We start from the raw sequence: 12602 nt of genomic DNA, 5'->3' as shown, positions 1-12602 counted from the left end.
AAAAACTACAAAATTTCTTCGGCGTTTTCTTACAATTTCATATCGGCGTTGACACTGGCGTACTGGTCAAGGCCATCGAGGTCCTGAAGCAAAAGGCGGACGGCGAAACGCCGGTGCCCAAGGAGTAAGACATGAAGGCGACCGGGTCCTCCACAGAGAGGACGATCTGGAACTTTCTCAGGTGTAAAGGCATGAGCCCTGCCGGTGCGGCAGGGCTCATGGGCAACCTTTACGCCGAGAGCGGGCTCAACCCTCAGAACCTCCAGAACAGCTACGAGAAGCGCCTGGGCTTCACGGATACGGCCTACATGGCCGCCGTGGACTCCGGCGCTTATTCTAATTTTGTCCATGACAGTGCTGGCTACGGCCTGGCACAGTGGACCTACTGGAGCCGCAAGGAGTCCCTGCTGAACTTTGCCCGGAAGACCAGCGCGTCCATCGGCAGCCTGGAGATGCAGCTGGACTTTATGATCCGGGAGCTGAAGGGCTACGCGGCCGTTTGGGAAGTTCTCCGGACGGCCAGGACAGTGAGGGAAGCGTCGGACATCGTGCTGACCAGGTACGAACGCCCGGCAGACATGAGCAGCAGCGTCAAGGCCAAGCGGGCCAGCTTCGGCCAGGCTTATTTTGACGCCTACGCAAATAAAAGCACCGAAAAGGAGGACAACATCATGGGCAACAGCCCGCTGGTGACATACACCAACATCACCAAAAACCGCACCAGCCCGCGCAATCACGCCATTGACACCATCACGATCCATTGTATCGTGGGCCAGTGGACAGCAAAGCAGGGCTGCGACTACTTCGCGACCACAGACCGCGAGTGCTCCGCCAACTATGTCGTGGGCAAGGATGGCAGCATCGGCCTGAGCGTGCCGGAAGCAGATCGCTCCTGGTGCAGCTCCAACCGCGACAATGACAACCGGGCCGTCACCATCGAAGTCGCCAGTGATACCAGTCACCCGTATGCAGTGACCGACGCGGCCTACGCGGCCCTCATTGAGCTGGTGGCGGACATCTGCAAGCGCAACGGCATCAAGAAGCTGCTCTGGAAGGCAGACAAGAGCCTGATCGGCCAGGTGGACAAGCAGAACATGACCGTCCACCGCTGGTTTGCCAATAAGGCCTGCCCGGGCGACTATCTCTACCAGCGCCACGGCGCCATCGCGGACGCTGTCAACGCCAAGCTGGGTACCGGCACCGAGCAGATCGTCAGCAGCTTCCCGGCCACGCCCTTCACGGTCCGGGTCATCATCAACGACCTGAACTATCGCGAGGGTCCGGGCATGAGCTACGCCGTCAAGGGCCAGACCGGCAAAGGCGTCTTCACCATCACAGAGGTGCAAGATGGCTGGGGCAAGCTGAAAAGCGGCGCAGGCTGGATCTACCTCGAAAACCCTGCCTACTGCACCATCCTGGACGATGGCCAGACCGAGGCCCAGAAGGCAGCGGAAAAACTGGCCCAGGACATCGCGGCCCAGCTGAAGAACTCCGGCTGCGATGCTGCAGCCGTGCTGAAACGAGTCAGCGAGATCCTGGCATAAGACGAGAGCCCCCGGCAGCTGCCGGGGGCTTTTTTTGCGTTTATATGGCGATCGGGAGAACGATGTACCCGTCAACGACAAAGGGCTCAAAAGTTCGAGTACGACTCCGCGACCTCCGGGAGATGGTTCACTATGTCAACAGTATCGGTCCTGAGCTGAAGAAGGGCGTCATTCCCCCGTTTATTGCGGAGAAAGACGCTGTAACCACCTACGCCAGACAGCGCGGGGAGCCGGAGGGCATCCACATCTACCGGGACGGGGAGCATCACTACAGCTACACCTCCCGGCGGGACCGGCGCAGGCGGACGGTGTTGGCGGCGGCCATCCTGGAGGACACGCCTGCCGGTTTCGTTTCCGAGCAGGCCCATGCCATCAAAGGGATGTATCTCTATTGCCCGGAGGATGTTGGGATACCGCTGCCGGAGCATCCAGAACATATCAAAAAATATCGTGAAAAGAAAGGGGTGGAGCGATGAGCAAGCAGCAGCCCGCGCGGGCGGCGGGGCCTCCCAAGCCCCTCCTGCCCCCTGCGGCAGAGGACGAGATCATGGACGTGCTGTCCGGCAATATGCGGATCAGCTCCGGGGAGATTGCCGCCATTTTGAAAAAACATGGCGTGTCCGGGGATGCGGAAGCCCTCCAGAACAGCTACCGAAAGCGGCTGGGCCAGCGGCTGATGTCCAGCATCCGGGATGAGAACGGCAGACGGGAGGTGCTGGCCCGCGGCAGCGAGTACATCGTGATAGAGTGCTGCAGCGACCGGCAGGACCTCAAAGCCATCCGTTACCGCATCCGGCGCCAGATGAAGGGGCTGGACGTATCCTCCGGGAAGGTGCGCTGCCGCATCCGTGTGCTGGATCAACTGCTCTCCCGGTTCCGAAAGGTGGGGTGAGGATGGGACTGAAAGACATCATCCGGGCCATCCGGGAGTACCCCGCCGCCCGCGCCGAGCTGGAGACCGCCCGGTCTGAGCTGCGGCAGGCCCAACAGGAGCTGGAACAGAGCAGGGAAACGTGCGAATCGCTGTGGCTCACATTGGATGAGCAGAAGGACTACACGAAGTTTCTGTCCAGCAAAGCGGAAGCGCTCCAGGCTGCCCTGGATGCGTTTTGCCCACGGCTGTCCACACCGGAGGAGCTGAAACGGTTTTACGATGCCATCTCCCCCGACATGGACCCCAGCGGCTTCACGCTGTACCGCATGGCGAAGGAGTTGACGGGGATCGATGTGCCGTCCTGCTTCCCTTACGAGGACAACCGGGGACTGTTTGAGGAGATGAGCGGCCACAGCCTCTTGGACTGGCTGACCGCCGTTCACTTCCAGGCGGTGGAGTGGGACATTATCCCCGGCAGCACCTATGAGTCCGCCACGCTGCGGGAGGTGGATACCTCCACCCCCGAATACCATGCGTTTGAAAAGCAGCTCTATGCGAAGGTGCTGGAGCGCATGGGCTTTCAAAGCCTTTTAGAGCCGGAACAGGAGGCGGGCGCTATAACGGAACTGAAGCAGCACAGCCCGCAGCCAAAACGGGGAGGTGAGACACGGTGAGCAGTATCAGTGAGATCAACAAGGACACCTTCTGGGAACTGATCGCCCAGGCAAAGGAGCAGTGCGGCCAGGACCAGGATGCCTTCTGCCAATGGCTGGAGGACCGGCTGATAGAGATGGGGCCGGAGCAGGCCCTGAATTTCGACTATGCCGCTTTTGCGTATCGGGCGGCGGCATACAAATACGGCCTCTGGAGCGCCGCCTCTGTCATGTTGGACGGCTGCACCGATGACGGTTTTACCGACTTCCGGGGCTGGCTGATCGCCCAGGGCCGGGATGTGTACATGGCCGCGCTGAAGGATCCGGACTCATTGGCGGATGTACCTGTCTATGGGGACTGCTGTTTTGAAACGATCTGCTATGTAGGTAGTTACGCTTATGAGGAACTCACTGGACGGAACACTTACGAAGATTTTGACCCCGCCGTATCCCGTGCATGGTCGGAGAAGATCGAGCCGGATATTGTGTATGGCGAAGGGATCGGGTATCCCTATACCTGGAGCGAGACTGCCGCCTACCTGCCAAAACTATGCGCTAAATATTTGACGCCGGAGGAGTTGGCACAGAGAATCAGGCAGCGTGACGATACTTGGAACCTCACCAACCCGGAAATCAAAATGGTTCGTGCCACAGAAAAAAAGAGCAAAAAAATCAAAAAGGATCGGGGTGATTCCAGATGAGCGACACCATCACCATCGGGGTGGATCACGGCTACGCCGCCATGAAAACCACCCACTGCGCTTTCCCCACCGGGCTGGTGGGGTACGACAATGAACCCTATACCCAGAAGGATGTGCTGGAATACGGCGGCAGGTTCTATGTGGTGGGCAGCGGACGCCAGCCGCTCCAGAAGGACAAAACGGCCACGGAGGACTACTACCTGCTGACCCTCGCCGCCATCGCCAAAGAGCTGGCCCACCGGGGCGCGGAACCCACCGCCGCTGTCCATCTTGCGGCGGGCCTGCCCCTCACCAGCTTCGGGCGGGACAAGAAGAAGTTCCGGGCCTACCTGCTCCGGGACGGCCAGCCGGTGTCCTTCCGCTACGAGGGCATCGCCTACACCGTCACCATCGCGGAGGTGTCCCTGTTCCCCCAGGGCTACGCCGCCGTGCTGACCCAGCAGGAACTGCTGGACGAACCCTCCGTCATCGTGGCGGACATCGGGGGCTGGACAGTGGATCTGATGCGGCTGGACAACCGCACCCCCAACGCCGCCACCTGCCGGAGCCTGGAGCTGGGCATGATTCGCTGTTTGGATGAGATCGCGGAGCAGGTGCGCCGCGCCCTGGGCCTGTCCATGACGGCGGCGCAGATCGAAAGTGTCCTCCGGGGTGAGGCTGGCAGCACCGGCGAACAGGCCAGGGAGATCATCCATCGGGAGGCCGGGGCCTACGTCCGCCGCCTGCTGTCCGCCATCGCGGAGAGCGGGCTGGATGCCCGTGCCATGCCCGCCGTCTTCCTGGGCGGCGGGGCCGCGCTGCTGAAACGCCACGTTGGGGCCATAGACGGCCTGTGCCGCCCGCTTATCCTGGATGACGTATGTCTGAACGCCAAGGGCTACGAGCGCCTTGTGGGCCAGTTGTCGCGGGGTGTGAAGGGTGGCGGATAAGCGGCGGGTGAACCTCTCCCTCAACCTCTCCGCTCCCCACCAGCGGGAGGCGTGGGGAATCATCCGGGCTATCCCCGCTGGACAGCGGACGGACGCTGTGTGCCGGATGATCTGCAAGGGCTATAAACGGGACGCTCTGCTGGAGGAGATCCGCGCGGTCATCCGGGAGGAACTGCACAGCGTGGAATTTATCTCTGTAAAAGAAAAAACCGAGCAGCCGCAGGGGGCCGGGGACTTGGATGACAATGTCCTCGGCTTTCTGCTTGCGCTGCAAAATGATGGAGGTGACGAATGATCTGATCCGCTATTTTGATATGTTCGCGGGGATCGGCGGCTTCCGGGCCGGACTGACCCGCGCAGGCGGTTTCCAGTGTGTCGGCCACTGCGAGATCGACAAGTACGCCGACGCCAGCTACCGTGCCATCCACGATATTGGGAAGGAGGAAGTATACTATCCAGACGCAACCAAAATCGACCCCGGCGGAATGCCGGACTTCGACCTGCTTTGCGACGGATTTCCTTGTCAATCTTGGTCAGCAGCAGGAAATCGACTTGGCTTCGCTGACCCCCGAGGAACTCTCTTCTTTGAGATTGTCCGACTGGCTGAAGCAAGGAAGCCTGCGTATTTGCTGCTTGAAAATGTTCCCCGAATTTTACTCCACGACCAGGGACGGGCGTTTGCGACAATCCTCTCCACGCTTCATGAGCTGGGGTATGGTCTCGAATGGAATGTGTGCAACAGCGCAGACCACGGGACTCCTCAATCGCGGAAAAGGCTGTTCCTTGTCGGATATCTTGATCCCCGATGCGCCGGCCAGGTATTTCCTCTCCCCGGAAATGACGGCAAGGCTCTTATACAGCTCATCGGAGGAGCGCAGGGATACCGGGTCTACGATATCGCAGGAGTCGCCTGCACCCAAACCGCAGGCTCAGGCGGCACCGGAGCCAAAACCGGACTGTACCTGATTCCGCCTGACGCCGCCTTTGTGGATCTGTCTGTTGGGGAACCCCGGCGGACCGATACCGCCCGGTGCCTCACCGCCCGGTACGGGCAGACCACCCTTTCCAACCACAGAGCCGAGCGATCCGGGGTGCTGCTGATCAAAGAGGGAACCAAACAGGGCTATGCGGAGGCCGCCCCCGGCGACAGCGTGGATCTGGGCTTTCCAAACAGCAGAACCAGAGCGGGCCGGGTGAGCAAGCTGGCCCATGACGCCGCCAGTGTGCAGGGCATCGTGGAACGGGGCGGGCGTATCCGCCGCCTCATGCCCAGGGAGTGTCTCCGGCTCCAAGGCTTCGCAGAAGATCAGATCGACCGCCTGCTGGCCATCACCTCGGACGCCCAGGCGTATAAACAGGCGGGCAATTCTGTCACCGTCAATGTGATTGAGGCCATAGGCCGCCGAATCCGGGCGGTGGATGAACAGCTCCGAAGGGAGGATGCGGCCGCATGAGTGAGATCGGCATCAAGGATCAATGCTTCGGTGTGGAAGTGGAGATGACGGGCATCACCCGCAGGCAGGCCGCCGAGGCGCTGGCCGCGTACTTTGGGACGGAACCCCAATACCTTGGGACCTATTACGACACCTGGGGTGTAACCGACCCGGAGGGCAAGGTGTGGAAGCTGATGAGCGACAGCAGCATCCGGGTGGAGCGAAAGACTGCGGATGGATATGAAACCGTGGGCAGAGGGGAATATCAGGTGGAGATGGTCACGCCAAAGCTGACCTACGCCGAACTGCCCAAGCTCCAGGAATGTGTGCGCCGGGTACGAAAGGCCGGGGCCAAGGCCAACGGCTCCTGCGGCATCCACGTCCATGTGGATGCTTCCAATCACAACCGCCAGAGCCTGAAGAACCTGATCGGCATCATGTATTCCAAAGAGGATATCCTGTTCAAAGCCTTGCAGGTGAGCGAGTCCAGAGCAGAGCGCTGGTGCAAAAAGGTGCGGGAACCCATGCTGCGGCAGGCCCGGACGCTGTCCTCGGACGAGACTAATGACCTCACCCAGCTGGAGCGGGTCTGGTACGAGGGCAATGTAGAGAACACAGACCATTACAATTGGACGCGCTACTACGCCTTAAACCTGCATTCTGTCTTTTACCGCGGCACCGTTGAATGGCGGTGCTTTAATTCTACCCTCCACGCTGGGAAGGTGGCCGCATACGTCAATCTGTGCCTCGCCATCTCCGCCCAGGCCATCGCCCAGCGCAGCACCGTCATGCGCAAGACCCACAGTGAGAACGAGCTGTTCACCTTCCGGGTCTGGCTGGTGCGGCTGGGGCTGAACGGAGAGGAGTTCAAGCACACACGAGACCATTTACTCGCCCACCTGGAAGGTGATAGGGCGTGGCGCCACGATAAGGACAGCTACCCGGTCAATCAAAAGAAGAAAAAACGCCGTGAAAGTGAGCGATGACAATGAAAATTTGCATTGACGAGCGCGCCTACGAGGGCAGCGCCGTGGAGATCATGGAGCAGCTCCGACAGCAGACCTTCGACCCCACCGAGTACCCGGATACGGAGAGCTACATCCACCAGCTTCGGAGCAACTTCATCCGGGCCACCGATCTGGACTGCCCCCTGCGGTCGTCCGGTGTGGAGGGGCAGGCGCTGGCCATGTTCGCCCATCTGGCCAAGGCCGGGGCGCTGGTCATTTTGGAGGAGTGACTATGGAAAATACCTTGTATTTCGCCTATGGGTCCAATATCAACCTGGGCCAGATGGAGTACCGCTGCCCGGATGCCTCGGTGGTGGGGCCGGTTGTGCTGGAGGGATGGGAACTGCTGTTCCGCAGGGGCGGCTTCGCCACCATCGCGCCCAAGGAGGGCGAGACCGTCCAGGGTCTGCTGTGGAGCATCACGCAGTCGTGTGAGCGCTCCCTGGATCGCTACGAGGGCTATCCCCGCTTTTATGACAAGAAGATGGTTACCGTCCGGGACAGCGAGGGCCGCTCCCTGTCTGTTATGGCCTATATCATGGATGACCGCTTCCGGGAACCCATGCTGCCCACCGAGTCCTACTACAACGGTATCCTGGAGGGCTACCAACAGAACGGACTGCCGGTGTCTGCGTTGAAAAAGGCATGGGAACACGCTGTTCAGGAGGTGCATCAGGAGACGGAACGGATCAACGCCAGCATTTTTGACCGCCCCAAGCCGCCGAAACGGCGGGGCAGTCATGACCGCTGAGGTCATGATGGGAGGAGAAACACTATGTCCAGTAAAAAAATCTCTTTGACCGGCGAGGTGCATATCAGCACCGGCAGCGTCTATACCACCGTGGACGCGCTGGAGGCCATGAAGGTCATTGGCGTGGCCTACGGCCTCTACAGCCACGCTGAGGAGTGCCGGGATCAGCGGGTCATGCTGGACGAGGGCGGGGACCACCCTGCCCTCGTTGTGCAGGAGGATGTCAGCCACCACGGGAGTCCCCTGTGGGAGACGGTCCGCACCCTGACAGATGACCCCAGACAGATCCAGCGGTATCTGGCTTTCCGGGACACACTGAAGATGCTGCGGGAGATGGATCGGGAGCAGGAGCGCCCGCCTGTTCCCCAAACGCCGGCGCGGGACCCCAAAAAAGACAGGAACAAGTACCATGATCGGTGAAAAATATCCGTTTTTCGATGTGCCGGAGGACGATGTCTCTCCGCTGTTCACGACCAAGCTCCAGGAGGCCGCCCATGTGGGCTGCCTGCGGGGTGTGTTTGACGGCAACGGGACAACAACCGATTGGATCAGGGGAAACGATGCCCTGAAATCCCCCGCTTTTGATACGGAACTGCGGGATATGGTTGAAACGCTGCGGCGTGACGGACCGCTGAAAAATTTCCAGTCTATGCGGCAATTCTGCCAAGAGCATCCCCAGGCGCGGATGTCCGGCAGGCAGACCTTCTACGCTTTCCGCATCGACACCCAGCGGTACCGCTATCATTTGCGGCTTTTCCCTCAAAAGGGGAAATTTCACATCTTCTGCTACCAAGCCGATCAGATGAGGGCGGACCTGCCCAGGCCGGATTTCAACTATACCTATCGAAAGAAGGTAAAAAAGAAGAAAAATCGAGGTGAACGATCATGAAAATTTTAGTGGTGGAACCGATGAAGCCCTGCGAGGTGCGGGAGACCCCCGACACCCTGGAGGCCATGCAGGCCCTCGTGGGCGGATACATCCAAGCTGTGTATCCCTTCCAGGAGGAGGTGGCTGTGATCTGCAACGAGGAGGGCCGAAACCTGGATCTGCCCTATAACCGTCCGCTGATGGATGAGAGCGGCCTGCCCTATGACATCGTATGCGGGACATTTTTCATGGCTGGTGTCAGCGGGGAGCATTTTGTCTCTCTGACAGAGGAACAGATCCAACGCTATAAGGATCTGTATGACAACGTCATGATCGTTACCGCGGTCAAGGAGCAGCCTCCCCAGGAAATGCCGGCGGAAAAGAAGAAAAAGCCCAAGTCCAGGGGGGAACGGTGAGCGCCGTTCCCCCTTTTTCCAAAGGAGAAAACCTATGCCCAACTATGACCTGTCCAGCATCGCGGCGGTCTCAGCATCCGCAGAGCTGGCCCATATCCGCGCCAATCAGGAGCCGAACCAGGACAGCTACAATGCCGCATGGCTCCACGGCTACGCCGACGCGCTGACCAAGGCGGCGGAATCCCTGGAACCCCAGCGGAAACTCATGGAGGCCATCATCGGCTACATGGGAGAGCGGTATGACAGCGCCGAGCTGTACGGCATCCTCCATGACACCCTGGAAATGTCCGATCAGGAGATCCGCTCCCTGGGCTTTGATCTGCCGCAGTGCAAGGAACCGCTCCAAGCCCATCAGGGCACAAAATCTGCAAAAAGGAAGGGAATTTACCATGAGAGATAACTACATTCTGACCGCCGAGTCGGTCACCGAGGGCCACCCGGACAAGCTGTGCGACGCCATTGCCGACAGCGTCCTGGACGCCTGCCTGAAGCACGATCCCGCCGCCCGTGTGGCCTGTGAGGTCATGGCCACCGCCGGGAAGATCATCGTAGCCGGGGAGATCACCGCCGCCGAGCTGCCGGACATCCCCGCTATCGTGTGCCGGACTGTTCGGGAAACTGGCTATGGATCGGACTATGAGGTGGAGGTCATCACCCATGACCAGAGCGGCGATATCGCCGGCGCTGTGGCTCAGGAGACCCAGATGGGTGCCGGCGACCAGGGCATCGTGTATGGCTTTGCCTGTTCGGAGACGGCGGAGCTGCTGCCCCTGCCCGTGGTGCTGGCCCATCGGGTGACGCTGCTGCTTACCAACGCCAGAAAAACGGGGACCATCCAGGGCCTGGGGCCGGACGGCAAGGCGCAGGTGTCTGTGGAGTACCAGGACGGAAAGCCCTGCCGGATCGCCGCCGTTGTGGTCTCCTGCCAGCATGACGCGGACAAGGATCTGGACGAGCTGCGTCGGGAGATCACCCGGCACGTCATCGTCCCCGCCCTGCGGGATCTATATCCCGACCCGAAAACCGAGGTGTTCATCAACCCTTCCGGGCGGTTTGTGCTGGGCGGCTTCGAGGCGGACACCGGCCTGACGGGCCGGAAGCTGATGGCGGATACCTACGGCGGACCGGCCCTCCATGGCGGCGGGGCGCTGTCCGGCAAAGACGGCAGCAAGGTGGACCGCAGCGGGGCCTACATGGCCCGCTACATCGCCAAGAACATCGTGGCCGCTGGGCTGGCGGAACGCTGCACCGTCAGCCTCGCCTACGCCATCGGCAGGGCCGAGCCGGTGGCGGTGGACATCGACGCCCACCAGACCGGGAAGTTCCCGGAGGCTGTGCTGGCGCAGGCTGTTCTGGCTGTGTTCGATCTGACTCCCGCCGGGATGATCTCCGCCTTGGGGCTGGATCGTCCCATCTTCGCGCAGATCTGCAACTATGGACACTTCACCCACCAAGATGCCCCTTGGGAGCAGACTGACCGGGCCGCCGCATTGGTGGACGCTGTGGGAGGTGACCGCTCCAATGGATGACGGAATGGATTATGATGTTCAGACCACAATACATTTCCGGCTGGACTTTGACGGTTCCGGCGAATTCAATATGCTGCTTCTCCCGGATGTGCAGAAGCAGTTTGTGCAGCACGTTAAGGAAGTCTATGAGCAGGACAATACCCTGGGCAGCGGCTATGTCTCCAGCGATCTCAATTTCCGCTTTAATGGCCGTATGGTGCATCTGGAATATACCTTTCACTGCCATGACGAAAACGAGGCTGAAGCGGAGAGCTTCTCCACCTACAGTGTACAGTGTGTTCAGGAGGCGCTGGAGGAGTTTGGCTGCAAGATCAGGAAAATCGAATGTAAAGCTGAGGAAGCGGACATGACGTGGCTGGATCGGCTGGAGGATGCGATCTTCGGCCCAAAGGACAAGGCACAGAAGCAGCCTCCAGCAAAGGATAAGTCTGGCCAAAAGACCGCTTCCAAGAAGAAAGCGCCCAGACAGGAGCGGTGACAGTGGAGCCGCCCAAGTTTATCGCCTCATGCTCATTCGGGAAAGATTCGCTGGCCACCATTTTGTTAGCGAAAGAGCATGGTGAACCTTTGGACGAGGCGGTCTACTGCGAAGTGATGTTCGACAAAGACATTTCCGGCGAGGTGCCGGAGCATCGGGACTTCATCTACAACACCGCTATTCCTGCATTGGAGCGGATGGGGGTAAAAATAATCGTTCTCCGCTCGGAAAAGACCTATGTGGACCTGTTCACCGGGCGGGTCACCCGCGGCCCGAAAAAGGGCATGGTGCGCTCCTTCCCCATCTGTGGAAAATGCGCCGTCCAGCGGGATTGCAAGGTCCGGCCCATCCAGCGGTATCAAAAAACGCTGCCGCCAGGGACGGTCCAGTATATCGGCATCGCCAAAGATGAGCATGAACGGCTGCTCCGTCTGGAGGGCGGCAGGCAGGTGTCCCTGCTGGCGAAATATAATCTCACAGAACAGGACGCATGGCAGCTCTGCGAGGACGCGGGGCTGCTTTCTCCTGTCTACGCCTTCACCGACCGGGGCGGGTGCTGGTTCTGCCCCAACGCAAAGCTGCCGGAGCTGCGCCACCTCTACGACCACCACCCGGACCTGTGGGCCAGGATGCTGGAATTACAGGCTATCCCCAATAAAGCAACAGAGAAATTCAACCGCACCCAGAAGTTCTCCGACATTGACTCCATGTTCCGGCAGGAGGACGGCATAGCGGCTCTCAGGCAGGCGGCATAGCCGGGGATTGTTGGTATTGCTGGGGATTGACAGCGGATTTTTGTTGGGTATCGTGAATGGCTTTCTCTCTCTGGTTTGGGTATCGTTGTGGCTGTGCCAACAGCGCGAAAGGAGATGCATACCATGAGCAAATACCAGGATTTTGACTCGGAAATATTCGAGGTCACAAAAATCATGATCGGGTTCTCCCTGACGGACGGACAGAAAACCGAGCTGCTGAAGATCGCCGATGAGATCGAGGCCGCCTGTCAGGACGGCAGCCTGAGCGCCGATGAGCGCCAGCGGCTTCTGGAAACCATGGCGGACTGCGGCCTGGAACTGCCCCAGGCATCCACGGAACCGTGTGTGGACGAGACGAAGCTGCAGGAACGTCTGACCCAATATATGGAACTGGACCTTTTTCATATGGATATCGGCGCTTTGATCAATGACTATAAGTCCCAGGGACTTCCGATGCCAACCATGGAACAGCTCCGGGCGGAGGTCATTGCCGAAGCCCGGAAGTGTCTGGAGACAATAATGATCTGCGAGGCTAAAGGCCATCTGTGGAAAGAAACAGCGGACCCAGAGAACGGGACCAGCACCCTGTCCTGCCGCCGCTGCGGGGTAGAGGAACACCTGCAATGGTAGGAGGTAAAAACACGATGAACACAAAATACGAGAT

At 59.8% G+C, this 12602-nt stretch carries 19 protein-coding genes; all 19 read left to right on the top strand.

Going from position 1 to position 12602, the window contains the following annotated elements; translation table 11 throughout:
• The first annotated feature begins 131 nt into the window (after positions 1-131).
• The 19 genes from Q0063_RS13100 (at position 132) to Q0063_RS13010 (ending at position 12568) form a co-directional block, all read left to right on the top strand.
• The gene (locus Q0063_RS13100; RefSeq protein WP_297872422.1) at positions 132-1544 is read left to right on the top strand and encodes a phage tail tip lysozyme; all 1413 of its coding nucleotides are present in this window, start codon (positions 132-134) and stop codon (positions 1542-1544) included.
• 62 nt (positions 1545-1606) lie between these two features.
• Positions 1607-2020 (top strand): hypothetical protein, encoded by a 414-nt coding sequence (locus Q0063_RS13095; RefSeq protein ID WP_297872421.1) that lies wholly within the window; start codon positions 1607-1609, stop codon positions 2018-2020.
• Complete coding sequence (locus Q0063_RS13090) at positions 2017-2436, top strand: synapsin-1 (Synapsin I) (RefSeq protein ID WP_297872420.1); 420 nt, start codon at positions 2017-2019, stop codon at positions 2434-2436. The genes Q0063_RS13095 and Q0063_RS13090 overlap by 4 nt, the downstream gene beginning before the upstream one ends.
• A gap of 2 nt (positions 2437-2438) precedes the next feature.
• A complete protein-coding gene (locus Q0063_RS13085; protein ID WP_297872419.1) occupies positions 2439-3092 on the top strand; it encodes a hypothetical protein in 654 nt (217 codons plus the stop codon).
• A complete protein-coding gene (locus tag Q0063_RS13080) occupies positions 3089-3772 on the top strand; it encodes a DUF4240 domain-containing protein (protein ID WP_297872418.1) in 684 nt (227 codons plus the stop codon). The genes Q0063_RS13085 and Q0063_RS13080 overlap by 4 nt, the downstream gene beginning before the upstream one ends.
• Positions 3769-4701 (top strand): ParM/StbA family protein, encoded by a 933-nt coding sequence (locus tag Q0063_RS13075; RefSeq protein ID WP_297872417.1) that lies wholly within the window; start codon positions 3769-3771, stop codon positions 4699-4701. The genes Q0063_RS13080 and Q0063_RS13075 overlap by 4 nt, the downstream gene beginning before the upstream one ends.
• Positions 4691-4996, top strand: coding sequence for a hypothetical protein (locus Q0063_RS13070; protein ID WP_297312277.1), 306 nt, complete (start codon positions 4691-4693; stop codon positions 4994-4996). Before Q0063_RS13075 ends, Q0063_RS13070 begins: the two co-directional genes overlap by 11 nt.
• Positions 4980-6155, top strand: a complete 1176-nt coding sequence (gene dcm / locus Q0063_RS13065) for a DNA (cytosine-5-)-methyltransferase (protein ID WP_367180385.1) — start codon at positions 4980-4982, stop codon at positions 6153-6155. The genes Q0063_RS13070 and dcm overlap by 17 nt, the downstream gene beginning before the upstream one ends.
• A complete protein-coding gene (locus Q0063_RS13060) occupies positions 6152-7120 on the top strand; it encodes an amidoligase family protein (protein WP_297872416.1) in 969 nt (322 codons plus the stop codon). Before dcm ends, Q0063_RS13060 begins: the two co-directional genes overlap by 4 nt.
• Before the next feature lie 2 nt (positions 7121-7122).
• Positions 7123-7371, top strand: coding sequence for a hypothetical protein (locus tag Q0063_RS13055; protein WP_297872415.1), 249 nt, complete (start codon positions 7123-7125; stop codon positions 7369-7371).
• 2 nt (positions 7372-7373) lie between these two features.
• The gene (locus Q0063_RS13050) at positions 7374-7892 is read left to right on the top strand and encodes a gamma-glutamylcyclotransferase family protein (protein WP_297872414.1); all 519 of its coding nucleotides are present in this window, start codon (positions 7374-7376) and stop codon (positions 7890-7892) included.
• Between the two features lie 24 nt (positions 7893-7916).
• Positions 7917-8312, top strand: coding sequence for a hypothetical protein (locus Q0063_RS13045; protein ID WP_297872413.1), 396 nt, complete (start codon positions 7917-7919; stop codon positions 8310-8312).
• Entirely contained in the window at positions 8302-8781 is a 480-nt protein-coding gene (locus Q0063_RS13040) for a hypothetical protein (RefSeq protein ID WP_297872412.1), read from the top strand. Before Q0063_RS13045 ends, Q0063_RS13040 begins: the two co-directional genes overlap by 11 nt.
• The gene (locus tag Q0063_RS13035) at positions 8778-9176 is read left to right on the top strand and encodes a DUF3846 domain-containing protein (RefSeq protein WP_297872411.1); all 399 of its coding nucleotides are present in this window, start codon (positions 8778-8780) and stop codon (positions 9174-9176) included. The genes Q0063_RS13040 and Q0063_RS13035 overlap by 4 nt, the downstream gene beginning before the upstream one ends.
• Positions 9177-9210: 34 nt before the next feature.
• Positions 9211-9576: a hypothetical protein gene (locus tag Q0063_RS13030; protein ID WP_297872410.1), complete on the top strand. Its 366-nt coding sequence runs from the start codon at positions 9211-9213 to the stop codon at positions 9574-9576.
• Positions 9566-10705: a methionine adenosyltransferase gene (gene metK / locus Q0063_RS13025; protein WP_297872409.1), complete on the top strand. Its 1140-nt coding sequence runs from the start codon at positions 9566-9568 to the stop codon at positions 10703-10705. Before Q0063_RS13030 ends, metK begins: the two co-directional genes overlap by 11 nt.
• Positions 10698-11183: a hypothetical protein gene (locus tag Q0063_RS13020; protein ID WP_297872408.1), complete on the top strand. Its 486-nt coding sequence runs from the start codon at positions 10698-10700 to the stop codon at positions 11181-11183. Before metK ends, Q0063_RS13020 begins: the two co-directional genes overlap by 8 nt.
• Before the next feature lie 2 nt (positions 11184-11185).
• The gene (locus Q0063_RS13015; protein ID WP_297872407.1) at positions 11186-11938 is read left to right on the top strand and encodes a phosphoadenosine phosphosulfate reductase; all 753 of its coding nucleotides are present in this window, start codon (positions 11186-11188) and stop codon (positions 11936-11938) included.
• 123 nt (positions 11939-12061) lie between these two features.
• Entirely contained in the window at positions 12062-12568 is a 507-nt protein-coding gene (locus Q0063_RS13010) for a hypothetical protein (protein WP_297872406.1), read from the top strand.
• The last annotated feature ends 34 nt before the right edge of the window (positions 12569-12602 follow it).

This window comes from uncultured Oscillibacter sp., assembly GCF_947654275.1.
Taxonomy (GTDB): domain Bacteria; phylum Bacillota; class Clostridia; order Oscillospirales; family Oscillospiraceae; genus Oscillibacter.
The sequence above is the reverse complement of the archived record's forward strand: the minus strand, read 5'-3'. Positions and strand labels throughout refer to the sequence as shown.